General features: G+C 34.6%; 13 protein-coding genes. 10 read left to right on the forward strand and 3 right to left on the reverse strand.

Annotated elements, in window-relative coordinates:
* Window positions 1–143: 143 nt before the first annotated feature.
* Window positions 144–1,493, reverse strand: coding sequence for a DNA repair protein RadA (gene radA / locus CJF12_RS17430; RefSeq protein ID WP_034683604.1), 1,350 nt, complete (start codon window positions 1,491–1,493; stop codon window positions 144–146).
* Window positions 1,494–2,032: 539 nt separating this feature from the next.
* On the opposite strand from radA, the gene CJF12_RS17440 reads away from it, so the two are divergent.
* From CJF12_RS17440 to yidC, 3 genes are all read left to right on the forward strand, one after another.
* A complete protein-coding gene (locus CJF12_RS17440) occupies window positions 2,033–2,602 on the forward strand; it encodes a YceI family protein (RefSeq protein WP_034683607.1) in 570 nt (189 codons plus the stop codon).
* A 125-nt stretch (window positions 2,603–2,727) separates the two neighbouring features.
* Window positions 2,728–4,335 carry a CTP synthase gene (locus CJF12_RS17445; protein ID WP_034683610.1) on the forward strand — a complete coding sequence of 536 codons (1,608 nt, stop codon included), beginning with the start codon at window positions 2,728–2,730 and terminating at the stop codon, window positions 4,333–4,335.
* A gap of 182 nt (window positions 4,336–4,517) precedes the next feature.
* Window positions 4,518–6,314, forward strand: a complete 1,797-nt coding sequence (gene yidC, locus CJF12_RS17450) for a membrane protein insertase YidC (protein WP_034683613.1) — start codon at window positions 4,518–4,520, stop codon at window positions 6,312–6,314.
* Window positions 6,315–6,373: 59 nt separating this feature from the next.
* Here yidC and CJF12_RS17455 read toward each other — a convergent pair whose 3' ends face one another.
* Window positions 6,374–6,958: a ribonuclease HII gene (locus CJF12_RS17455; RefSeq protein WP_034683615.1), complete on the reverse strand. Its 585-nt coding sequence runs from the start codon at window positions 6,956–6,958 to the stop codon at window positions 6,374–6,376.
* A gap of 312 nt (window positions 6,959–7,270) precedes the next feature.
* Between CJF12_RS17455 and CJF12_RS17460 the strand changes: the two genes are divergently transcribed.
* The 7 genes from CJF12_RS17460 (at window position 7,271) to argS (ending at window position 23,866) form a co-directional block, all read left to right on the forward strand.
* Window positions 7,271–10,288: a SusC/RagA family TonB-linked outer membrane protein gene (locus CJF12_RS17460; protein WP_034683617.1), complete on the forward strand. Its 3,018-nt coding sequence runs from the start codon at window positions 7,271–7,273 to the stop codon at window positions 10,286–10,288.
* A gap of 10 nt (window positions 10,289–10,298) precedes the next feature.
* On the forward strand, window positions 10,299–11,942 hold the full coding sequence (locus tag CJF12_RS17465; RefSeq protein ID WP_051887250.1) for a SusD/RagB family nutrient-binding outer membrane lipoprotein: 1,644 nt from the start codon (window positions 10,299–10,301) through the stop codon (window positions 11,940–11,942).
* Window positions 11,943–12,428: 486 nt separating this feature from the next.
* Complete coding sequence (locus CJF12_RS17470; RefSeq protein WP_034683620.1) at window positions 12,429–15,428, forward strand: SusC/RagA family TonB-linked outer membrane protein; 3,000 nt, start codon at window positions 12,429–12,431, stop codon at window positions 15,426–15,428.
* Window positions 15,429–15,463: 35 nt separating this feature from the next.
* Window positions 15,464–16,861 carry a SusD/RagB family nutrient-binding outer membrane lipoprotein gene (locus CJF12_RS17475; RefSeq protein WP_228379084.1) on the forward strand — a complete coding sequence of 466 codons (1,398 nt, stop codon included), beginning with the start codon at window positions 15,464–15,466 and terminating at the stop codon, window positions 16,859–16,861.
* 571 nt (window positions 16,862–17,432) lie between these two features.
* Window positions 17,433–20,360 carry a SusC/RagA family TonB-linked outer membrane protein gene (locus CJF12_RS17480; RefSeq protein WP_034683624.1) on the forward strand — a complete coding sequence of 976 codons (2,928 nt, stop codon included), beginning with the start codon at window positions 17,433–17,435 and terminating at the stop codon, window positions 20,358–20,360.
* Window positions 20,361–20,365: 5 nt separating this feature from the next.
* Entirely contained in the window at window positions 20,366–21,937 is a 1,572-nt protein-coding gene (locus tag CJF12_RS17485) for a SusD/RagB family nutrient-binding outer membrane lipoprotein (protein WP_034683625.1), read from the forward strand.
* Between the two features lie 168 nt (window positions 21,938–22,105).
* On the forward strand, window positions 22,106–23,866 hold the full coding sequence (argS, locus tag CJF12_RS17490; RefSeq protein WP_034683626.1) for an arginine--tRNA ligase: 1,761 nt from the start codon (window positions 22,106–22,108) through the stop codon (window positions 23,864–23,866).
* A 35-nt stretch (window positions 23,867–23,901) separates the two neighbouring features.
* Here argS and CJF12_RS17495 read toward each other — a convergent pair whose 3' ends face one another.
* Complete coding sequence (locus CJF12_RS17495) at window positions 23,902–24,840, reverse strand: YihY/virulence factor BrkB family protein (RefSeq protein ID WP_034683630.1); 939 nt, start codon at window positions 24,838–24,840, stop codon at window positions 23,902–23,904.
* Window positions 24,841–25,080 lie beyond the last annotated feature (240 nt).

Genomic DNA, 25,080 nt, shown 5'->3' on the forward strand with positions numbered 1-25,080 from the left:
AATAAACCAAAAAATAAATTAGCTTTTTTATTAACCCGCATCGGATTAATTAACACAGTAAATGAGAGTAAGGGTAAGCCACCATACAATAAGACAAGAACAAATTTCTGAATGTTTTCAAGTGGCATTTTTATTATTTTTAATTAGAAAACTCTCTCATGAAAATCTTCGATTTTGCTTACTTCTTCAATCTTGATCCCAAACTTTCTTTTAGGTATTTTATTAAGGTTAGAGACAAATATCTTTTCATAGCCTAACTTTTCCGCTTCTGAAATTCGCTGTTCAACTTGTGCTACAGGACGGATTTCGCCACTTAATCCAATTTCTCCTGCAAAACAAAAATGTTCAGAAATGGCAATATCTTCATTGGACGAAAGAATAGAGGCTATAACAGCCAGATCCAGGGCGGGGTCATCTGTTTTTATCCCACCGGTAATATTGAGGAAAACGTCTTTTGCTCCAAGTTGAAAGCCTGCACGCTTTTCCAATACGGCAAGTAACATATTTAATCGTTTCGCGTCAAAGCCTGTGGAGCTTCTTTGAGGAGTTCCATAAACAGCGGTACTTACCAAAGCCTGGATTTCAAGGAGCATAGGTCGGTTTCCTTCTAATGTAACTGCTACAGAGTTACCGGAAAGTTCTTCGAATTTTTTTGTAATTAAAATTTCAGACGGATTTTTAATCTCTTTTAAACCTTGAGAGATCATTTCATAGATTCCAATTTCTGAAGTAGATCCAAAACGGTTTTTATTAGCTCTTAAAAGTCTGAAAAGGTGATTTCTGTCCCCGTCAAAATTTAAAACTACATCAACCATGTGCTCCAAAACTTTTGGACCGGCAATTTGTCCGTCTTTTGTGATGTGACCTACTAAAAAAACAGGAGTGTTATTTTCTTTGGCATATTTAATAATTTCATTGGAGCATTCTCTGATTTGAGAAACAGTTCCTGGTGAGCTTTCTATCAATTGAGACTGTAAAGTCTGAATGGAGTCAATGATCATAAAATCGGGCTCCAGTTTTTTTGCTTCATGAAGAATTTTTTCCAGTGAAGTTTCTGTAAACAGAAAACAATTGGGATTCTGGATTTCAGCTAGCCGGTCAGCCCTCATTTTGATTTGCGAAGCGCTTTCTTCCCCTGAAACATAGAAGACTTTTTTCTTCATTTTTAGAGCCAGTTGTAAAAGCAGAGTAGATTTTCCAATTCCGGGTTCTCCACCGATCAAAGTAACAGAGCCTAAAACAATTCCACCTCCCATCACCCGATTCAGTTCTTCTGAAGGGGTTTTAATTCGTGGTTCCTCAATCGCTTCAACTTCAATGATATTAATAACGTGTTGTTTAGTCCTTGAAGACGGAAGGCTTTTACTCGCCGTTTTTTCTACGACTTCTTCCACTAAAGTATTCCATTGTCCACAGTTTTTACATTGTCCCATCCATTGAGAATATTGGGTTCCACAGTTTTGACAGAAATATGCTGTTTTAAGTTTTGCCATACCGCGAAGTTCAAAATTTTTTTTGAATTTTTCTCCCGAAATTTTAGTTAATTTTCAACCATGAAAAATATTTTGCTCAAAACTGTGAGTATATTTGCTGTGATGACTATCCTGATTACTTGGTTTGCAGATTGGAGTGTGAGGTGTTTAGAATTGCCCGGGGGAGACTTTGGAATGTTATCTTTTGTGATTCTTATAGGGTGTCTGATCAGTAGTGGCATTGGATTCGTAACTGTGCTTCTTTTCAAAGAAAGTTATCATTCAATATATAGAATAGCTTTTTTATTTCTTGTAATCAATTTATTTATACTCATTATTTCCGGTACGAACCCCTTTTCTTATTTTTCAGAAAAAACCAACCCAAAACTTTTGAATGTTTTTTTGTATCTGAGTGTGATGTTGGTGTTTCTGCTTGTATGTGTTTTCCATTATATATATTTAAAGACAATTTTATTTTTAAAGAAAAAGATAACATAGGTCAATAGATAGCTGGGTTTATCACTTTATCTTTGATTTTAATAATTACAAAATATTTTATTATGAAAAAGGTACTATTTGCTTTTGTGTTTGCTTTTTTAAGCATTACTGTTTTTGCACAATCTACATGGAATGTAGATCCTATGCATTCGTCTGTTAATTTCAATATCAAGCATATGGGGATTAGCTTTGTGCAGGGTAGATTTGATAAGTTTGAAGGAACTGTAGTTGCGCCTGGATCCAATCTGGATAAAGCTACATTTAATTTTAATGTTGTTACAGGGTCTGTGAATACAGGGGTTGAAATGAGAGATAAACACCTGAAAAGTGCAGATTTTTTTGATGCAGAAAAATTTCAGACGATGAAGTTTGAAGGAACCTCAATGATTAAAGACAAGAATAATAACTATACATTAAAAGGAAAGCTTACGATAAAAGATGTTACTAAAGAAATTAGTGTTCCACTTACATACGGAGGTGTAACGAAAAACCAACAGGGTAAAGAAGTTTTAGGTTTTCAGACTAAATTCACCGTTAACCGTTTAGATTACAATATCAAATTTGATCCAACAGGGGCAGGAGTAGCTAAAGATGTTGATGTAAATTTATATTTTGAATTGATTAAGCAATAATTTACATATATATAATTTGGTTTAGATAAAAGGTTTCTCAAATAATTTTGAGGAACCTTTTTATTTCTTTGTAAATAAATTGCCTCGTATTTCTTTTTCCCATAACTTTGCACAAACCTAATCTAATGAGTAAAAAGAATACTAAATACATCTTTGTGACAGGAGGTGTAACTTCATCTTTGGGAAAAGGAATCGTTTCTGCTTCTTTGGGACTATTGCTGAAATCACGCGGTTTTAATGTAACGATCCAAAAACTAGATCCTTATATTAATATTGACCCAGGAACCCTGAATCCTTATGAACATGGAGAATGCTATGTAACCGAAGATGGTGCGGAGACGGATCTGGATTTAGGTCACTATGAGCGATATTTAGATGCTCCCACTTCCCAAAACAACAACGTTACTACAGGAAAAATTTACCAGACTGTAATTGAAAAAGAAAGAAAAGGAGACTTTTTAGGGAAAACAGTTCAGGTAATTCCTCATATTACTAACGAAATTAAGCGTAGAATTAAAATTCTTTCCAAACAAAATTACGATATCATTATTACAGAGATCGGAGGAACTGTTGGAGATATTGAGTCTTTACCATACATTGAAACTGTACGCCAGTTAAAATGGGAGTTGGGAGAGAAAAATTCTATGGTTATTCACCTTACTTTATTGCCTTATCTGGCTTCTAGCGGCGAATTAAAAACAAAACCTTCTCAGCATTCCGTTCGTCAATTAATGGAGAGTGGAATTATGGCTGATGTTTTGGTGTGCCGTACAGAACATAAGATTCCAAAAGATCAGAGAGCTAAGTTGGCTCAGTTCTGTAATGTTCCTTTAGATAATGTGATCGAATGTAAGGATTTAGCAACGATCTATGAAGTTCCGATGTATCTGCAAAAACAAAATTTTGATGATGTTGTTTTAAAAGGACTGGATCTAAAAAGTGATAAGGAGGCGGACTTGAAGGACTGGAAGAATTTTGTTAAAAAATTCCAGAACCCTAAAAAGATTGTTGAGATCGCTTTAGTTGGAAAATATGTTTCTCTTCAGGATTCTTATATTTCTATTGCTGAAGCATTTAAACACGCAGGAGCAGATCTTGAAACTGAAGTAAAGGTAAGATGGGTCTATAGTGGAGATATTACCCCGGAAAATATTAAAGAAACATTGAAGGGAGTTAATGGAATTCTTGTTGCTCCTGGTTTCGGAGACAGAGGAATTGAAGGGAAAGTTCTTACGGCTCAATATGCAAGAGAAAATAAAATTCCAATGTTGGGAATTTGTTTAGGAATGCAGATTATGACGATTGAATTTGCAAGAAATATTCTTGGATATTCAAAAGCGAATTCTATGGAATTTGATACCGCTACAGAGCATCCTGTAATCTCTTTAATGGAAGAGCAGAAAAATGTTGTGGATAAAGGGGGGACTATGCGTCTTGGAGCTTGGAAATGTTCATTAAAGAATAATTCTAGACTATTTGATATTTACGGAAGCAAAAATATTTCCGAAAGACACCGCCACCGTTACGAATTCAATAGTGATTATATGCAGGAGTTTGAAAAGAATGGATTTTTGGCAACAGGAACGAATCCTGAAACAGGACTGGTTGAAGCACTTGAGATGACGGATCACCCATTCTATGTTGGGGTACAATATCACCCTGAATATAAGAGTACGGTGGCGACACCGCATCCATTATTCAGAGCCTTTATTAAAGCTTGTGAAAAGAAATAAAGTAATTCTTACATTATAAACGTTCTATTATAAACTCAGGTTGATTATTATCAGCCTGGGTTTATTATATTGTAATAGAGTAAAAGATAGAGTTTTGATAAAAAATCTGTATTTTTGTCAGCTCGAAATCCAAAGTCGAATTGGCGATGGATTAGAAAAAAATTAATTTTAATAAAATCAAAATGCAACAGAACAACGGACTCGATAAAAGTCAAATGATTAGTTTTGCGGTTTTATGTTTGGTTCTCTTCGGATTTATGTTTTATTTCCAAAACAAACAACAGAAAGAGGAGCAGTTGAAAACTCAACAACAAAAAACTGAACAAGTAAAAAGTGCCGTAAAACAAACTCAGGCAAGTAATATCAATCCAAATGTAACTCCTAATGCAATTCAGGTTTCCAGTATAGGAAATAATGAATTGAAATTGGAATTTTCCAGCTTGGGAGGACAGGTTTCTAAAGTAGAACTCTTAAAATTTAAAGCTTACGATCACAAAAGCGATAAAGCTGACTTACCACTTTATCTGATCAATAAAAATAATTCGAACTACGGTTTTCAGTTTAAAGATAAAACCGGTAAGATTATTAATACTAAAGACTTAGTTTTCTCTCCAACGGTTAATGGTAATGCAGTAACCCTTACTGCTGATTACAATGGTGCTGTTATTCAGTTTATTTATACATTACTTCCAAAATACACCTTAGATTTTAAAGTAAGAACTCAGGGATTGTCTCAAGTGACTTCTGATACTAAAGCAGATTTCCTTTGGAATTATAATGTGAGAAATCTTGAGAAAGGTAGAGCACAAGAACAGTCGCATTCAGAGTTCTCTTATGCATTCAATAATTATAAGAGCTATGATTATGATGGAAGAACAACGATGGATGAGGAAAAAGAAACGTTAAACTGGATTGGTGTGAAGCAACAGTTTTTCTCTTCAGTAATTGAAGCTAAAAATGGATTTACACAAAGTAAAGGAAACCAGGAATCAGTTGAGGAAGGAGAATACTTGAAAAAATTCAGCTATGAAGGATTTGTTCAAATGACAGGAAGTGAGTTAAATCAGGATTTTACCTGGTACTTTATGCCATTGGATTTACCGTTGTTGAAATCTTATGATAAAAACTTTGATGAAATACTACCATTAGGTTGGTCGATAATCGGTGGAATGAACCGTTATTTTTTCATGCCGATGTATAATATTATAGCATCTTGGGGTTTAACAGCCGGATGGGTGATTTTTGTAATGACCATTATCGTGAAGCTGATTTTATCACCTATTATGTATAAGCAACATAAGCTTAGTGCAATGATGAGAGTAATTCGTCCGGAGATTGATGAGGTGAATGCTAAATTAAAGGATGCAGATCCAATGAAAAAGCAACAAGCGACAATGGAGGTTTACCGAAAAGCGGGAGTGAATCAGATGGCTGGTTGCTTACCGGCTCTGGTACAAATTCCTATATTCTATGCTTTATTCCGTTTCTTCCCGAACTTTATTGATTTGAGAGGTAAGGGATTCTGGTTTGCAAAAGATTTAACAGCCTATGATGATTTAATTAAGTTACCGTTTAAGATTCCTTTTTTAGGTGATCATTTAAGTATTTTTGCATTGGCTTGTACGGTGGTAATCTTGATCTATACGATTATGACTTCAGGAAATATTCAACAGCCTCAGCAGGAAGGTATGCCGAATATGAAAGTGTTGATGTATATTTTCCCAATTACTTTCTTATTCTTCTTGAATACTTCAGCTTCAGGTCTTTCATGGTATTACTTTGTTTCAAATGCAATTAATATCTTGATTATTCTTGTTATTAAATACTGGATTCTGGATGAAAAGAAAATTCATGCACAGATTCAGGCTAACAAAGAAAAGCCGAAAACTGAAGGTAAGTTCCAGAAAAGAATGAGAGAGATGATGGAGAAGGCTCAGGAACAGCAAAAAACAACAGAGCAACAGAGAAAAAAGAAATAAATTCTTATTTCCCATAATAAAAAAAAGAGAAGCTAATTCATTAGCTTCTCTTTTTTCATTTAATCGTATTTCAATCTGAAAGACTGTCTGTGGTATTTTGTTGGACCGAATCTGATGAGTGCTTCCTGATGTTTTTTAGTAGCATAACCAAAATTGGTATTCCATCCATATTCAGGAAATTCGTCATGAAGCTGAATCATGAGCCGGTCTCTGTAGTTTTTGGCTAAAATAGAAGCTGCAGCAATGGAAAGTATTTTTGAGTCTCCTTTTATAATGCATTGATGAGGAATGAAATTATAAGGGTGGAACTTATTCCCATCTACCAATATCAACTCAGGTCGTATGGTTAGTTTATCCAATGCTTGATGCATCGCATGAATACTTGCGTTGAGAATGTTATGAAGGTCGATAAAATCCGGAGGTAACTCTGCGATAGCATAATCCTGTACATTGTCTTTAATATAGTTATCAAGATCTATTCTTGTTTTAAAATTTAGCTTTTTAGAATCATTAACCAGATTTTGGTTGAAATTATGATCTAAAATAACTGCGGCTGCTACTACCGGGCCACATAAGCAGCCTCTGCCAACTTCATCACATCCTGCCTCAATATAAGAGTCAGACCACTTTTTTAATAAATCCATGAAAACAATTTATATAATAACCTAAACAGTTACAAAATTAAAAAAAATAAACTTTTTATGTGTATTAGGAATTTATTGATTATTCGTTTAAATGGTGTTAATAATTTATTTAAAAATGGTAATTGATAAGATATGTTTAAATTTTAAATTATTTATACGTTCAATGAAATGGTGTTTTTTTTATTAAATTGCTAAGTATAATGAATATCATTATCTTATGATTTATGAATTTAAATATTTTTAACAAATAATTTGGTTACTTTAAGAAAGTTTTACATATTTGCAATAATAAAAAAAATAATCAATTTAAATATGAAGAAATTAACTACAAGTGTTTTGGCTATAGTTCTGACTTCCTCTTTTGTGTTTGTGAATGCACAAAGCACACAAGGTGATACTCTGAGAACGCAGGACATACGTGAAGTCGTAGTGACTGGAGCTCTTGGTCTTAAAAAAAGACAAGATGCTATTGTTACTAGTAATAAAGTGATTGATACTAAAGAGCTGAATCAGGCGGTGAATCCAAATGCAGCTCAAGCATTAACTGGAAAAGTGGCTGGTTTACAGATTAATACAACCAGTAACTCTGTTAATAGTCAGGCAACAGTAACGATCAGAGGACCGAGATCTATTTCAGGTAATAATGAAGCTCTTGTTGTTATTGATGGTGCGATATCTACTTTAGGTATTTTTCAACAATTACCTCCTGAGGTCGTTGAAAGTGTAAACGTTATTAAAGGTCAGCAGGGTTCAGCTTTGTATGGAGAAAGGGGTAGTAACGGGGTTATTGTAGTTACTACTAAAAAAGGAACTAAATCTGAAAAGATACAATTTACTTTAACATCTTCTGTAGATGTTTCTTCTATTTATAAAACACCTATTCGTCAGCAGCTCTATGGGCAAGGATGGACAGGTGAGCCTACTGAGTTTAGTAATGTAGAGTATGGTGGAGCAAACTGGGTACCTTATGAAAACGGTAGCTGGGGTCCGGCTTACAATAATCCTCAGATAGGAGGACAGTTGTTAATAGCAGGTATGCCACAGGCTGATGGAAGTCTTATATATAGCCCTTATGCGGCCAGAAAGAATAATGCGGATAAGTTTTTTAGAAATGGGGTACTGATGCAAAATGGTATTTCTGTTAATGCTGGAGGGGTGGATTCTTACTCTTTTTTATCTTTTAACAGGGTGGAGAATGACTTCATGATCCCGGGAGATAAGCTTAAAAGAAATACATTTTTCTATAAAGGTGGTAAACAATTAGGAAAACTGAGAATTGATGCTACTTTTAATCTTATTGATCAAAATACTTCTCAGACGGGAGGTAACCTTTTTGGACAACTTATTCAAACTCCTACTAATATCGATGTTAGAAGATATGAAGCAGGAGGAATGGATGGGCATTGGACAGCGTTTTCCTATAGCCCATATTGGTTGAGAGACCATTTACGTAATGATAATAATACGACTACCTTTAATGGTATTGTGTCTTTAGGATATGAATTTAATAAGAATATCAGTTTGACGTATACAGGTAACATGTCAACGATATCAAGTATCACTGAGACCCATACTGATGCGTACAATGCGAGCAATGTAAGACCATATACTAATACAGGGACTCCTTATGATGGTACTAATTTCTTGGAATATGGATCTGCTGCTATTCCGTCAGCTTACAAGAAATCTGTAACTAAAGTATGGAGATATTATGGAGATTTAATGTTGAATTTTAATTATGATTTGACGGATGATTTGAATTTCAAACTTAACCTAGGGAATAATATGCAAGATACAAAAGAAGACTATGCAGAGGTTGGGGGAACTAATTTACAGATTCCAGGTTGGTACAATATTCAGAATGTCCTTAATTCCACACCGTGGTATGATCTTGAAAATGGAATGCTGAGAAAGAGGAGTGTAGCATGGTTTTCGAACTTAGATTTAGGATATAAAGATTACCTTTTCTTGAATGCGACACTAAGATACGAACAGTCATCCGTTCTTAGTATTCGTGAAACACCATTAGTGGGACAAAGTCCTAAACCAATGAGAAATGAAGGGTATCCTTATTACTCGGTTGGAGCGTCGTTCATTCCTACAAAACTATTTAAAAACTTAACTAATGGAAATGTTCTTACCTATGCAAAAGTAAGTGGAGGATATACCAGAACAGGTAACTCCATACTGGATGCATATGCTGTAGATGAAGTAGGTGCTTTTCCTACAGGATTTCCTTTTGGGACACTTTCTTCGTACATTATCAATACGACGCCTGTATCCCAGGATATCAAGCCTGAATTTAACAATACTGTAGAAGCTAACTTAAGTTTAGGGTTCTTTAAAGATAGAATTACTTTTGACGGTTCAGTGTATCAGACTAAGACTGATGGGTTGATTACAAACAGCGGGGTATCTAATGCTACAGGATTCAGTAATGTTTTGGATAATGCAGGATCAATGAGAAACAGAGGCTTTGAATTGGAATTAGGATTAACACCATTTAAGTCGAAAGATTTTGAATGGAATTTGAAGGGGTCTTATGCGCAATACAGATCTGTAGTGACAAGCTTAGAGAATGGGGCTATATCTGTACCTAGAGGAGCTTCGGGACAAGGAATACCGGCAGGGTTTTATGCTGTTTTAGGTGGAAGTGCAAATACAATTATGGGGACGGCTTATCAGAGAGATCCTGAAGGAAGAATTATTGTGGATGATCTGGGAATTCCTGTTGTAAGTAGCCAGTATAAAGTATTAGGTAAATTAGATCCTGATTATATCTTGACATTTAGTACATCAATTAGATTAAAAGGCTTTACATTAAGCGCAGTGGCAGATTATAGAACAGGAAATAGTTTTGTATCTGAAGCTAAAAATTTAATGTCATATGTGGGTACTTTAGAGAAGCAGGCTGATTTTGATCGTTCGAAAGGGTATATTATTCCAAATTCCGTTCAGAATACAGGAACTGCAGCAAACCCGGTTTATGTTGTTAACACAACAACTGTGGGTGATGATCCGAGCTATGCTGGTACTGTAAACTACTTTACAACCAATTATGGAGATGATATTGCTGAAGAATTTGTAATTGACGGTACGGCATTGAAAATTAGAGAAATTGCTTTAAATTATTCCATTCCAAAATCAGTGCTTTCTAATACTTTCATCAATAGTATGAGTATCGGAGTTTATGCCAGAAATCCTTTTGTAGTCTATGCAAAAGATAACAGGAATTTTGGTGATCCGGAAATGCAGACTGGAGCAAGCTTAGCGGTCGCCAGATATCCAACGGCTAGAAATTTTGGTTTTAATTTTAATATAACTTTCTAAAATTTAAAAAATGAATAAAATTAAATATATAATCTCGTCACTTATTGTGACAATATCATTAACGTCTTGTAATAATTATCTGGATATTAATGAGAATCCCAATGATATCCATGCAGAAAATATAACGCCGGAATTATTATTTCCTGGAGCGGTTGCACAATCTTACAGAGCTCAGGCAGGAGATATGATGCAATTTGGAAACTTAATGATGAATTCTTGGGCTGGAGATGTATATCATTATGGTGGTTTATATCCTAACGAATTTTCTTTGTCTGCAGTCAATAGCCAGTTTTATGATGGGATTTGGGATAATATCTATCAGAATGTTAATAATTTTGTTGTGATTGAAAAATATCCCAATGCAAACCATGTACAGGATAAATATGTTGCTATGGCCAAAATTATGAAAGCATTTTATATGCAATATATTGTTGATTTATATGGAAATGCTCCTTATTCTGAAGCGTTCAAAGGTCAGGCTAATCTTGCTCCTAAATATGATAAAGATATAGATATCTATAAATCACTTATTTCTAATTTAGATGAAGCGGTAGCTTTGATAAATGCGAATGATGCTGATGCTGCTAATCCAGGAGCTAAGGATATTATTTTTGCAGGAGATATGAGTAAGTGGAAAGCTTTTGCATATACTGTTAAACTTAGATTTTTATTAAGAATGTCTAAAGTTACGGGCGAGCTTGCTACATACCGTGATGCTCAATTGGCTTCATTAAGTATGGCTACAAGTAGCGGAGCAGAATTGTTAACTGTAGATGTTATTGAAAACCCGGGATACTCAACAGCAAATAACGATAAATTAAATCCGGTGGCCTTTAATTATTTTTATAATTCAACGCCTACAGAAGTAACTAATCATATTGTGTTGACTTCTTCCGAGCATTTAGCAATTGCTTTAAATGGGAATGTTGAAAACAGTAGTGTTGCAGAATATCAGAAGTTTAATGGGGTTACCGATCCTCGCGGACCTAGATTATTTACGCGAGTAAATTATAATGGAAGCTTGAGAGTTAAAGGGGTGAGACAGGGTGCTACTTCTGGACAACCGGGTGCTCCAACAGATAATCAGAGTGTGTCTAAATTATTTGGTGGTATTTTTGGCGCTACTTCGGGCAGTGCAGGTGCTACTCTTACAGCTGCAAATGCTAAAGGCGGAGTAGTGATGTCGCTTGCAGAAACCAAACTTTTGTTGGCTGAAGCCTCTTTAAAATATCCATCTTTATTTACAGGTGGGCAGGCAAGCTTTAATGCTGCTATTACGGCTTCTTGTGCATGGATGAATATTCCTCAAACTTCAGCGAATCCTGCGGCACTTACTATAGATAGGTATATTAGTGAGATATCGGGAAAAGCTGGTCTAGGATGGACTGGAACTGATATGCAAAAAATGGAAGCTATTATGACTCAAAAATGGCTTGCTCTTACTAATGTAAATCCTACAGAAATGTATATTGAATATAATAGGACAAACTTACCTTACAATCCTGTAGCTGTAAACGCGGTAAAACCAAGAAGGCCATATAGATTGGTTTATCCTAATTCTGAATTCGCAACAAACTCTGCCAATGTACCAAATATTGCAAGTGATGTTGTGTTTACTAAAAATCAATACACTCCATTCTGGAATCAAAATTAATTCTGGAATACTTTTTTAATATATTTTAAAACCACCTTTTTTGGTGGTTTTTTTTATTTTATATTTTTAGATTTTTTTTACAATTTATCCTTATTTTAAGAAAATTTGCGGTAAAAAAAACATTATGCATGACATTGTATTTATCACTCATAATGTTAAAATGTGTTAATTAAAATGTTTTAGTTTGGTTCTTTTTATTTAGTTTATTTTTGTAAAGTGTTGTTGTTCAGTGTTTAAATTTGCTTCGTTGTTAATGAATTTCACTATATATTGAAATAGTATGCTGGTTTTGTAGACTGATCTTTTTTATGCATATATTTCAGGTTATTATTCTTGTATTTTTGTTAAAAATTAAATTTTTAACGTAAATTATTGATTTTATATTATTTTTTATTATCAACTTTTGAACAATTGTTAATTTTTTGTTATTTTCTTTTGTGTTGTTAAGAAAGTTTTACAAATTTGTAGAGCTAAAATTAATTTGATATGAAGAAACTAACAGCAAGTGTTCTTATACTTGTGCTGTCCTCGTCTTTGGCTGTCGCAAATGCACAGCAAAAGAAGAGCGACACCGTGAGAACACAGGAGATCGAAGGAGTTGTTGTGACTGCCCTTGGGATTAAAAGAGAGAAGAAATCATTAGGATATGCTTCTCAGGAGATAAAAGCTAGCGCACTCTCCGATGGTACTACCAATACCGGTAACATTGCAGCACAATTATCAGGAAAAGTTGCAGGTCTTAATGTTACTACTACCAACAATTTTGGAGGTTCATCCAACTTATTAATAAGAGGTATTAAATCACTTTCAGGTGGGAATCCTTTAATTGTTATTGATGGATCTCCGGTAAACAATGCGTATACTCAGGAAAAAAATGTTGACTATGGTAATGCCTTGTCTGATATTAATCAGGAAGACATTGAATCTATTAACGTTCTAAAAGGAGCTGCAGCATCGGCTCTGTATGGTGAACGGGGATTAAATGGGGTTATTGTGATTACCACTAAAAATGGAAAAGGAAAAGATGACGGATCCTGGGGAGTAACCCTTTCTTCCTCCATGCAGGTAGGGTTTGTCGATAAATCTACCTTTCCGGAGTATCAGACAAGATATGGTGCAGGTTATAAGCAAGAATTTGGATCGCAAGCAAGTAACGGGCTTAATAATGCGAATTTTGGTGCAGATGCATCTTGGGGTCCTAAATTTGATCCTAACATGATGGTGTATCAGTGGGATTCTTTTGATCCGACTTCACCTAATTATAAAAAAGCAACCCCTTGGGTAGCTGCTAAAAATGGGCCGATTAAATTTTTTGAAAATCCTACTACTTATACCAATAGTGTAACTTTAGAAAAAGGACAAAAGGGAAAAAATATTAGTTTTACGTATGAAAATATGATGTCAGATGGTCTGATACCTAATTCTCATCTCAATAGAAATAACTTCTCTTTAAAAGTTAATTATGATCTGACCCCTAAATTACACTCTTCTTTTTATTCTACGATGACTTTGCAGGATACAAAAGGGAGAAGTATTACCGGATATTCTAACAATCAAGCGACAGGATTCAGACAGTGGTGGCAAACCAATGTGGATGTTAAAGATTTGCAGAGAGCTTATTTTGCCAATGTTGACCCTTCTGTTGCCAGTGCAGCTAATAACTATGGGAATGTGGTGTGGAATAGAAAATCTGCTGCTAATGGGGCTCCTGCATACTGGAATAATCCTTACTTTCAGGCGTACCAGAATTATACTTCAGATAAGAGATATAGAAATTTCACGTATGGGCAGCTTACCTATGATCTGCTAGATAATATTTCTGTTACAGGAAAAGTTTCTTACGATAGGTCTAATCTTATGGTTGATAATAGATTGGCTGTTGGATCTCTTCCACAGGCTTTTGGACAATCAAATAACTCCGTTACTTCCGGTTATGCAAGACGTGATGTATTGTCTACTGAAACCAATTATGATTTAATGGTAAATTATAAGTTTGATATTACTGATAATATTAATGTTTCCGGAGTTGTAGGAGGGAATATACGTAGAAATTATTTTAATTCTGTTTATGCTTCAACAGAGGGTGGGTTAGTAGTTGCAGGAATTTATGCCTTATCTAATTCTAAAAAATCACCTTTAGCATCAGATGAAATTGAGTGGACAAGACAATCCAATTCAGGATATGTTACTGCTTCATTTGATTTCTTTAAGAAATTTTATATAGACGGAACATGGAGGGTTGATCAAAGCTCGACCTTACCAGAAGGTAATAATGCATATAATTATCCTTCTGTAACAGGATCGGTAATTATGTCAGAAATAATCAATACTAAAAATTGGATGAATTTCTGGAAATTAAGAGCGAACTATGCTGAAGTAGGGGGTACGGCAGACTCTTATCAATTAGTGAATAATTACAGATCAGCTGGAATTTTATCAGGTACTGGGATCTATAACTCAATTTTAAGCCAGCCTAATCCTGACTTAAAACCTCAAAGATCTAAAGAATTTGAAATAGGAACTGAAGCTCATTTCTTAAAAGATAGAATAACGCTTGATGTTGCCTACTATAAAACAAGAACGATTAATCAGATTATTTCACTTCCTGTTTCTTCTGGTACCGGATATACTAGTAAAGTTGTTAATGCTGGTAGGATTGATAATAAAGGGATTGAAGTACAATTGGGGTTAGTGCCAATAAAAACGAAAGATTTTTCATGGAATATCGATGCTAACTGGTCTAAGAACCAGAATGAAGTTGTTGCCCTTTATCCAGGGATTACGAACTACTTAATCAATAGCTTCCAGGGAGGTGTTTCTTTGAATGCAAGAGTAGGAGAAGCTTGGGGAACTTTAGTTGGGGCTGATTATACCTATTTAAATGGACAAAAGGTTATTGACCCAAAAACAGGTAGATATTTACAGAATGGTAACCAGGTTATTGGTAATACAACACCAGACTGGATTGGAGGTATCAGAAATAGTATCAATTATAAAGGGTTCTCTTTAAGTTTCTTGATTGATATCCGTAAAGGAGGAGATATATTCTCTACTGATATGTATTATGGGCTATCTTCAGGGTTATATAAAGAGACGGCTATCGGAGATTACAGAGATAAAAATGTAATCCTTCCTGGAGTTCTTCCAAATGGTACTCCAAATAATATTGAATTATCACAACTTGATAATTCAAGTTCTTATGGCTATAAAACACAGCCGGCTAGCGAATTTGTCTATGATGGTTCTTTTGTTAAGTTAAGAGAAGCAAGTATTGGGTATATGCTGCCTAAATCTTTGTTAGCAGGAACTAAAATTTATGATGCTAAAATTTCGATTGTAGGAAGAAACTTATGGATCATTCATAAAAATTTACCGTATGCTGATCCTGAAGCAATGGTGGGCGGAGGACTCAACTCTTACGGGTGGTCTATTGGTTCGCTGCCAACGACAAGAGATATTGGTGTCAATGTAACATTTAAATTCTAAATTACGTAAAAATGAAAAATATTATAAAAATAACTTTGGTATCGGCATGTATAGGGTTGGGGTTAAGTTCATGTCAAAGAGATTTAACTTCCCTTAATGATGATCCTAAGCATCCATCAGTTTTGCCTTCTGAAAATTTATTGGCTACAGCTTTGTATCAGTCATCATACTATATGGATAATCCGAGCGTGAATTTTAATGGCTATAGATTCTTTACACAACAATGGGCAGAAACTCAATATCCGGATGAGACTCAATATAATTTGGTTACTCGAAACCAGCCTAGAAATCACTTCAATAGGATGTATGTGTATAGTCTAAATAATCTTAGACAAGCAAAAACTAATCTTGGAAAAGAAGTAGAGACTGATGATATTCGGACGAATAAATTAGCGACTTTAGAGATTGAAGAAATTTTTATCTGGGAAAATTTGGTAGATACATATGGAGATATTCCATATTCTGAAACCTTTAAACCAGATGAAATTTTAACTCCCAAATACGATGATGCGAAAACTATTTATCTTGATTTAATTAAAAGAATCAATGATGTTGTTGCTAGTATAAAACCTTCGGCTCCAGGATATAATGATTTAGTATATGGAGGAGATATGAATAAATGGAAAAAATTTGCTAATTCTATCAAGTTACGACTAGGGATGAATTTGGCTGATGTTGATCCTACATTATCAAAAACTACTGTGGAATCAGCGATTGCAGGCGGAATTATTTCTTCTGATGCCGAAGCATATAAATTTAAGTATGATGGTAATACGTTCTTAAATCCTGTTTATGACAATCTTGTAGCTTCTGGTAGAAATGATTTTTTACCTAGTGAGTTAGCCGTTAATACTATGAAGGGGTTATCTGATCCAAGAATGGATGTATGGTTTACAAAAGTAGGGGGAGTTTATAAAGGAGGAGTTTTCGGAGAAATAAACGATCCTTATACTAACTTTTCACAGTTAAGTTCTTATTTTAGAACTGCAACTAATGCATCTAATTTATTAAGTTATGCAGAGGTAGCTTTTCTTAAAGCAGAAGCTGCAGCAAGAGGATATTCAGCGGGTGGTGCAGCGGCAACACTTTATGCTGATGCAGTTACAGCATCAATGACTGAAAATGGAGTAAGTACAGCAAATGCTACCGCTTATGTAGCTGCGAATCCTTATAATGCAGCTAACTGGAAACAGTCTATTGGGGTGCAAGCTTGGATTGCTTTATTCAACAGAGGTTTTGCTAGCTGGAACTTTACAAGACGTTTAGATAGTCCAACTCTTGTTAATCCACCAAAGTCGAATTTATCTTCCGTACCATATAGAATGCCATATTCTGATCAGGAATATGTGTTAAATGGAGCAAATGTTAACGCTGCTGCTAGTAAGATTGGTGGTGATAAAGCAACAACAAAATTATTCTGGGATAAATTTTAAATACACACACACTCAACATTCATATTTAAGAAAAGCCTTAGGGCTCATTTATGGCCGGAATTTATTCCGGCCATTTTTTTGTAATCGTAATAAATGAAAACATCACGTAAGTTATTTCTTATAAGCGTAACTCTATTTAATATTTTTCAATTTTTTCGATTTTGACATTTTTTTTATAAATTATCAATATTTTAAGAGAATGAATCAATGAAAAGCATCATTTATTACATTGTGCTTATTGTGAAAAATAGCCTTTAAAATGAAATAAATGGAAGGTTTTATTATTTTTTTAGTGCTTTTTTTGTTTTTAAATAATTGTTAATCAATATGTTGTTTCGTTTTTATTGTTGCTTTAAAATTAATAATCCATGCTTTTGAATGCTCATTTTTTAAATACGCTAATATTATTTTTTTGATTAATTATTTTTATCAATTATTCAATTAATAAAGTAAAATTTTACATAAAATAAACTTTGTGTTGGTTATTTTTGCTTTATTGTTAATTTTATTTCCTTTTTTTTTGTCTTGTTAAGAAAGTTTTACAAATTTGTAGGGCTAAAATTAATTTGATATGAAGAAAATAACTACGGGTGTTCTTAGCCTTGTGCTTTCCTCATCCCTAGCTGTTCTTAATGCACAGCAAAAGAAGAGTGACACAGTAAGAACACAGGAGATCGAAGGAGTTGTTATGACTGCCCTTGGAATTAAAAGAGAAAAGAAGGCTCTTGGATATGCCTCTCAAGAAGTAAAAGGAGATGTGATCTCTGACGCTGGTCAAAACAATGCAGTAAGTGCATTATCCGGAAATGTTGCCGGTTTACAGGTTACTGCCCCAAGTACTATGGGAGGTTCGACAAGAGTTACAATGAGGGGGATAAGCTCAATTACCGGAGATAACAGACCTTTAATTATTGTCGATGGTGTTCCTTTAGATAATTCTAATGTTAATGATACTAATACCCAACGAGGAGGTGGAGGTAGGGATTATGGTGATGCCTCATTTGATATCAATCCTGATGATATTGAAAGTGTAACTGTACTAAAAGGAGGTCCTGCTGCAGCTTTATATGGTTCAAGGGCGGGAAATGGAGCTATTTTGTATACAACTAAATCTGCTAAAAAAGGAAGAACTGATATTCAATTCAATACAGGAGTTACCTTTGAAAGTATTTATATTAGGCCTAGATTGCAGAATTTGTATGGAGGAGGTTCGCAATTTGAGTTACCAACTCAAACTATTAATGGAGTAACATATAATATACAGGAATATGAAACAGATGCTTCGTGGGGACCTAGATATGACCGAAATTTAATGTACCTTCCATGGTATGCTTTTGATCCTGAGTTTTCTGCAGACTATATGAAGCCGGTTCCATGGGTTGCCCCGAATAAAGACGTAGATTCTTTTTTTAATACAGGGGTTACCTACACCAATAATGTATCAGTAGCAAAATCCTTTGGAGATACCAATGTTAGGATGTCCTATATGAATACAAATATTTCAGGTATTGTACCTACTTCAAGTATTAAGAAAGACAACTTTAATATCAACCTGAATTCTAAATTATCAGATAAATTAAAAGCTGAAGCAACAATTAACTATGTTCGTACGGAAGGTTTCAATAGACCCGAAGTAGGATATGGTAATAATTCAGTAGCTCAGAAGTTTTATCAGTTTGGGCAGAGGAATTTAGATTTTGCTAAATTAAGAGATTACAGGTTACCGTCTGATGGAAGCCAAAGAACCTGGAACAGAACTGCTTGGAATAATGCTACACCGAGATATTCTGATAATCCATATTGGACCATCTTTGAGAACACTTCTAGTGATACGAGAGATCGATTTTTTGGAACAGCCGGATTGACCTATACTTTTGATAAACATTTTTATATTGTTGGAAAGGTGTATGGAGATACGTATACACAAACGATAAGCTCGCAAGTGGCAGTCGGCTCACAAGGAATTTCTAATTATACGATTGAAAAAAGAAATGTTTCTGAATTTAATTATGAAGGGAGAGCTCATTATAATAATAATTTTGGAAATTTTAGTTTAACTTCTGTTGCGGGATTCATTATTAGAAATAATAAAATGAGCTGGCTAAGAGGAACTACAGTAGGAGGGTTGGTTATTCCAGGGTTATATAATTTGAATAATGGGTTGGCTAACTCATTAGCGACAAACTATTCTGCACAGTCAGCAATTAATAGTGTATTTGGATCAGTTTCATTAGGATATAAAGATATGTTATTTGTAGAAGCTACAGGAAGAAATGACTGGTTTTCGATGTTAAATGATGATCAGTTTTATCCTTCGGTAACCGGTAGTTTTGTGTTCTCCAAAGTGTTTAAAGCAGACTGGCTTTCATTTGGTAAGATTAGAGCGGGATGGGCTAGTGTTGCAGCAGGAACAGACGCTTACAGCAGACGTAACTATGCTGATATTCTTCCGCCTTTTAATGGTGCCCCTCGATATTCAAACGCTGATGTGCTTAATGCACAAAATATTCAACCGGAGAGAAAAGAAGTTACAGAGTTTGGTGTCGAAGCAAGCTTTTTTAAGAATAGAGTGAGCATTGATGTATCATACTATGACACCAATTCTAGAAAATTGATCATAGCACTTCCGGTCGATCCTGCTACAGGGCATCTATTTAAAAGAATTAATGCTGGGCAAATGAATAATAAGGGTATTGAGGCTATGGTGAATGTTACTCCAATCAGGAATGAAAACTTTTCTTGGGATGTAACCTGGAATTTTGCCAGAAACAGAAATAAGCTGGTTAACTTATACCAGGATTTGCAGAATTATCTGCTGACCAATGCTCCATTTAGAGCACAATTAGTGGCACAGGTAGGACAGGCATATGGTACTATTTTAGGAACGGATTATGTGTATGATGCGAATGGAAATAAGGTGATAGATGAAAATGGATTTTATAAAGCATCAGATATCAAGTCTTTAGGTTCGATTCTTCCGGATTACAATATGGGCTTTAGAAATACGGTGAAATATAAATCGTTCAGTCTCTCTTTCTTAATTGATATTCAACAAGGAGGAAAATATTTTTCCACAACCAATATGTGGGGAATGTATTCTGGGATGCTTGAAGAAACAGCACTTGGAGGTAACAGGGAAGCAGGAGTAATACTTCCAGGCGTAAGAGAAAATGGGGCTGTCAATGATATACGATTAGATGCACAAACATGGGGAAGCACTTATTTCAATACAGTAGATGCACAAAATGTTTTTGATGCTAGCTATGTTAAATTACGAGATATTACTATAGGATATGATCTGCCAAAATCACTGATTGGGAATACAATTCAAGGAATTAGAATTTCCGCCTTTGCAAGAAATTTATTTGCATGGAATTTAGCAAACAAAGGAATCGATCCGGAAAATACTTCTTATGGTTCAGGAAATATTCAGGGGATTGAAGGGGGTTCATTACCATCAACAAGGACTTATGGAGTCAATGTTAATTTTAAATTTTAATTACGATGAAAAAAATAGCTTTAATAGCATCTGTTATAATGGTATCATTAGTTTCTAACAGTTGCTCCAATACATTTGAGGAAATTGATACAAACCCTAATACAACAGAGAGACCACTCACCTATGGTATTTTCAATAGTGCGAATAAAGAGATTATGGACAACACTAGAAATGAGTGGCAATCCGGAAGGATAACATTACCTTGGGTACAATATTCTGCACAGAGAGGATATACAGATGAAGATAGATATCAATATAGATTGTCAACTGGAGGCTCGTTATGGAGTTTTTCTTATAGAGTGGCTCAGGATTACAAACAAATTATAGACCTTAATGAAAATCCGGCGACCCAGATACAAATGAACAATTATGGTCCGAATAAAAACCAGATTGCGGTAGCAAGAGTCATGTTATCCTATGTGTTTCTTACTTTGGCAGATTCGTTTGGGGATATTCCCTACTATTCTTATGGAAACTCAGATCCAGATTTTCAAGCATTACAATTAAATATTGGTGGAACTTTACAGCCAAAATTTGCAAGCCAACAAAAAGTATACGCAGATATCTTAAAGGAGCTAAAAGAGGCATCAGAAATGATTGATATTAATAAAATAGTTTTTACTCAAGGGGATGCACTATTTGGTTCAGGAGCAAAATTGAAAAAATTTGCTAATTCGCTAAGATTGAGAGTAGCTACGAGAGTGAAAGGAGTAGTTCCAGGGGCTGAAGGACATATTGCTGATGCCATTGCTTCCGGAGTGATGACTTCTAATGCAGACAATGTTGGACTAACCTATGAAAATAATTTGGTCAATCCATCACCAATGTTTAACAATTTCAGAAGTAGATCAGACTTTGCAATCTCCAAAACCTTTGTGGATTTATTAAAGGGAAAAAGTGGTAATTTTAAACAAGACCCGCGTTTGTTCAAATACGCAAGCCCTATAGGTACTCGTCAGAGAGATATTTTAACTGGAGTTTCTGTAGAATCAACGAATCCTAATGATTTTAACGGGATGCCTTATGGGATTCCAAGTTCTTTAACAGGCAGTCAAATAGCAAGTGCTAATTTCTTTAGTAAAAATGTTTTAAAACCAGGCTACACAGAAATTTTAATGGAATATTCTGAAGTTCAGTTTTTATTGAGTGAAGCTAACGGCTGGTCACAAACTAATTATGAGGCTGGAGTAAAAGCTTCGTTGGAAAGATGGGGGATTGACTCGACATCGGCAAATACATATGTTAATACTTTACCTTCTGCTTCTAAAGAAAACGTGCTTACTCAAAAATATGTTGCGTTGTTTATGCAGCCTTATGAAGCTTGGGCAGAATACCGAAGAACAGGTTATCCGAATACATTATTATTACCTGGTCAGACCGGGGCATTAAATGTAGCAACATCATCTGGTCAGACCACTTATACATTTACCTCATTAATTGCAGGACTAACAGACTTGCCTACCAGGTTATTTTACCCAATATCTGTTCAGACATTGAATACGGTAAACTATCAGGCAGCATCAAACTCTATTGGAGGAGATCGAATGAATACCAAGTTAATCTGGGATAAGAATTAATATTTTAAGATATTGATTATATAAACTTAAAACCGCCTTCGGGCGGTTTTTTTATTTCCGTATATTTGTACTTCAAAATTTGAGGATAAAATGACTTCAATACCTATTTATCCTTACCATATATAGTGGTTCTAACCGTTCTATATAGCTATTAAATAAAATAAATACATGAATATCAAAGATATAATAGAGGAAAAACTTTCAGAAGTTATTTTAAACGTGTATCAGTTAAAAGACATCAACCTGGAAGTTCAGGAAAATAAGACTGAATATGAAGGTGATTTTACCATTGTTACCTTTCCATTGGTAAAGCAGCTTAAGAAGAATCCTGAAAGTATAGGGATTGAGTTGGGAGAGTCTTTAACGGCACAAACCGATCTACTGGAAAGCTTTAATGTCGTAAAAGGATTTTTAAATATTAAAGTTAAAAATCAATTCTTTATAGATAATTTCAGATCAGTAAGCGAAAACTTTTCAAAGATTGAAAAGAAAGATGCTACAGTAATGGTAGAATATTCTTCTCCTAACACGAACAAGCCTTTACATTTGGGGCATATCAGAAATAACTTATTAGGATTTTCTGTTGCTCAGATTTTAAAAGAAGCAGGATATGATGTGATTAAATCCCAGATTATTAATGATAGAGGGATTCATATCTGTAAATCAATGCTGGCGTGGGAAAAGTTTGGAAAAGGAGAGACACCCGAAACGTCTGCTACAAAAGGAGATAAGTTTGTTGGAAACTATTATGTAGAATTTGATAAAAACTATAAAAAAGAAATAGCAGAACTTGTTGAGCAGGGAATGGGAGAGGATGAGGCTAAAAAAGAAGCCCCTTTAATGAAAGAAGCTCAAAAGATGCTACTGGACTGGGAAAATGGAGATGAAAAAGTGAGGAGTCTTTGGAACGAAATGAATACCTGGGTATATCAGGGTTTCAATGAAACTTACAAAAGATTAGGGGTAGACTTTGATCAGGTTCAATATGAAAGCAATACTTATTTATTGGGAAAAGATCTAATTCAGGAAGGCTTATCTAAAGGGATTCTGTACCAAAAAGAAGATGGATCGGTTTGGTGTGATCTGACTGATGAAGGCCTGGATCAAAAACTTTTATTGCGTTCAGACGGAACTTCTGTTTATATGACACAAGATTTAGGAACTGCAGTAGAAAGATTCAAGCAGAATGATATAAAAAAATTGATTTACACTGTAGGGAATGAACAGGATTATCACTTCCAGGTGTTATTCAAAATTTTGAAAAAGCTAGGCTATGCATGGGCGGATCAATTGTTCCATCTATCTTATGGAATGGTAGAGCTTCCAGAAGGAAAAATGAAATCACGAGAAGGAACTGTTGTGGATGCTGACGATCTTATGGAGGAAATGCATAAAACAGCAGAGTTAAAAGCAAAAGAAAACGGAAGACTTGAAGGGCTTACTGAAGAAGAAAAAGAAGCTTCTTATGAGACCATAGGATTGGGAGCATTGAAATACTTTATGCTTAAAGTAGATCCTAAGAAAAAAATGTTGTTCAATCCGGCAGAAAGTATTGAATTCAATGGAAATACAGGACCATTTATTCAGTATACGTATGCACGTATCCAATCTTTGCTGACCAAAGCAAAATATGAATATAAAGAGGTTTCGGATGTTACCTTCAGCGAATTTGAGAAAGAGTTCATTATGTTGCTTGCTAACTATAAGACAGTAGTAGAGAAAGCTGCAGAATCATTGAGTCCTGCTTTAGTTGCTAATTATGTTTATGATTTAGTGAAGTCGTACAACTCATTTTATCAAAGCAATCCGATCCTAATTCAGGAAAATGAAAATATTAAACAGTTCCAACTGAATTTATCTGATCTTACTGGAAAAGTAATAAAAAAATCACTGGATTTACTAGGAATAGGAACGGTAAACAGAATGTAAAATATAAGCCTCTTGAATTTCAAGAGGCTTTTTTATTAAACTGAGGCTTCATCAGAATTTTGTTTTTTAAGACTCTCTTCATAAAGTTTGGCATCGCTCCATCTGGCATGTTTAGAAGGAATAATTTTATATCCTTTTTTGTAAGAATATACTTTTGTGAATTCAGCTCCGAAAAATATCAGCATACATGAATAGTTAATCCACATCATGATAAGGATGACAGTTCCTGCAGCTCCAAACGTGGATGTCGGTTTAAAATTGCCAAAGTAAAGGCTCAATAAAAACTTACCTAATGTAAATAGGAGAGTTGTCAATATAGCCCCCTTCCATACCGGTCTCCAGCTGATCTGTACATCCGGGAGAAATTTAAACATTAAGGCAAATAGCAACATCACAAGGGCAAAACCAATTGCGAAATTGACTAGTGAAACCAATAAGTAAGTTTCAAGGCCAAAATAACTTGTAATCCAGGTATTAAAAAGACTGATCATCGATGAGAGGATCATGGTAATCATTAATAAAAAACCAAGGATGAGAATCATTCCCAGTGAATTGGCTCTGTCTAAAACAAATTTCAACAGTGCTTTTTTAGGTGCTGATTGTACATCCCACAGTGTATTTAAGGAATGCTGTAACTGGAAAAATAATGTAGTAGAACCAAAGACTAAAGAGCCTATACCTACTACCTTCATAAAAACATTCTGTTTATCAATTAAGGCTCCTGCGATCATATTTTCCACACTTTTGGCAACATCTGTTCCCATTAGTCCGCTGATCTGAGTACTGATCTCTCCACGAATAGCTTCTTCTCCAAAGAAATTACCGGCGATCCAGATAATAATGATCAATAGCCCGGGAATGGAAAAAATAGCATAATATGCTAGACTTGCCGAATCTTTTGTTGCGGAAGAATTATTCCATTCGGTAAATGTATCTTTTAAAACTTCCCAGAAAAATTTGATGTTATTGATCATAATTTTTTTTATACTTATTTAAAAATAAACTACAAAGCCCTAGTTTAAACACCTTAGTTTACTTAAGTTAGTTCAGAATAATGTTGTATAATAAGTCCACATAAGATGAAAATCAAAGATTTTCATAAAACTAAAGTGTACTTAATCTATATAAGACTTGTTACTTAAAAATACTAAAGTGCCAAAATTCTGGCCACTTTTTGTAGTTGAAAATAACTGATGTTCTTCATAGATATTTTT

Origin of the sequence: Chryseobacterium piperi (genome assembly GCF_002285635.2) — a bacterium.
GTDB classification, from domain to species: domain Bacteria; phylum Bacteroidota; class Bacteroidia; order Flavobacteriales; family Weeksellaceae; genus Chryseobacterium; species Chryseobacterium piperi.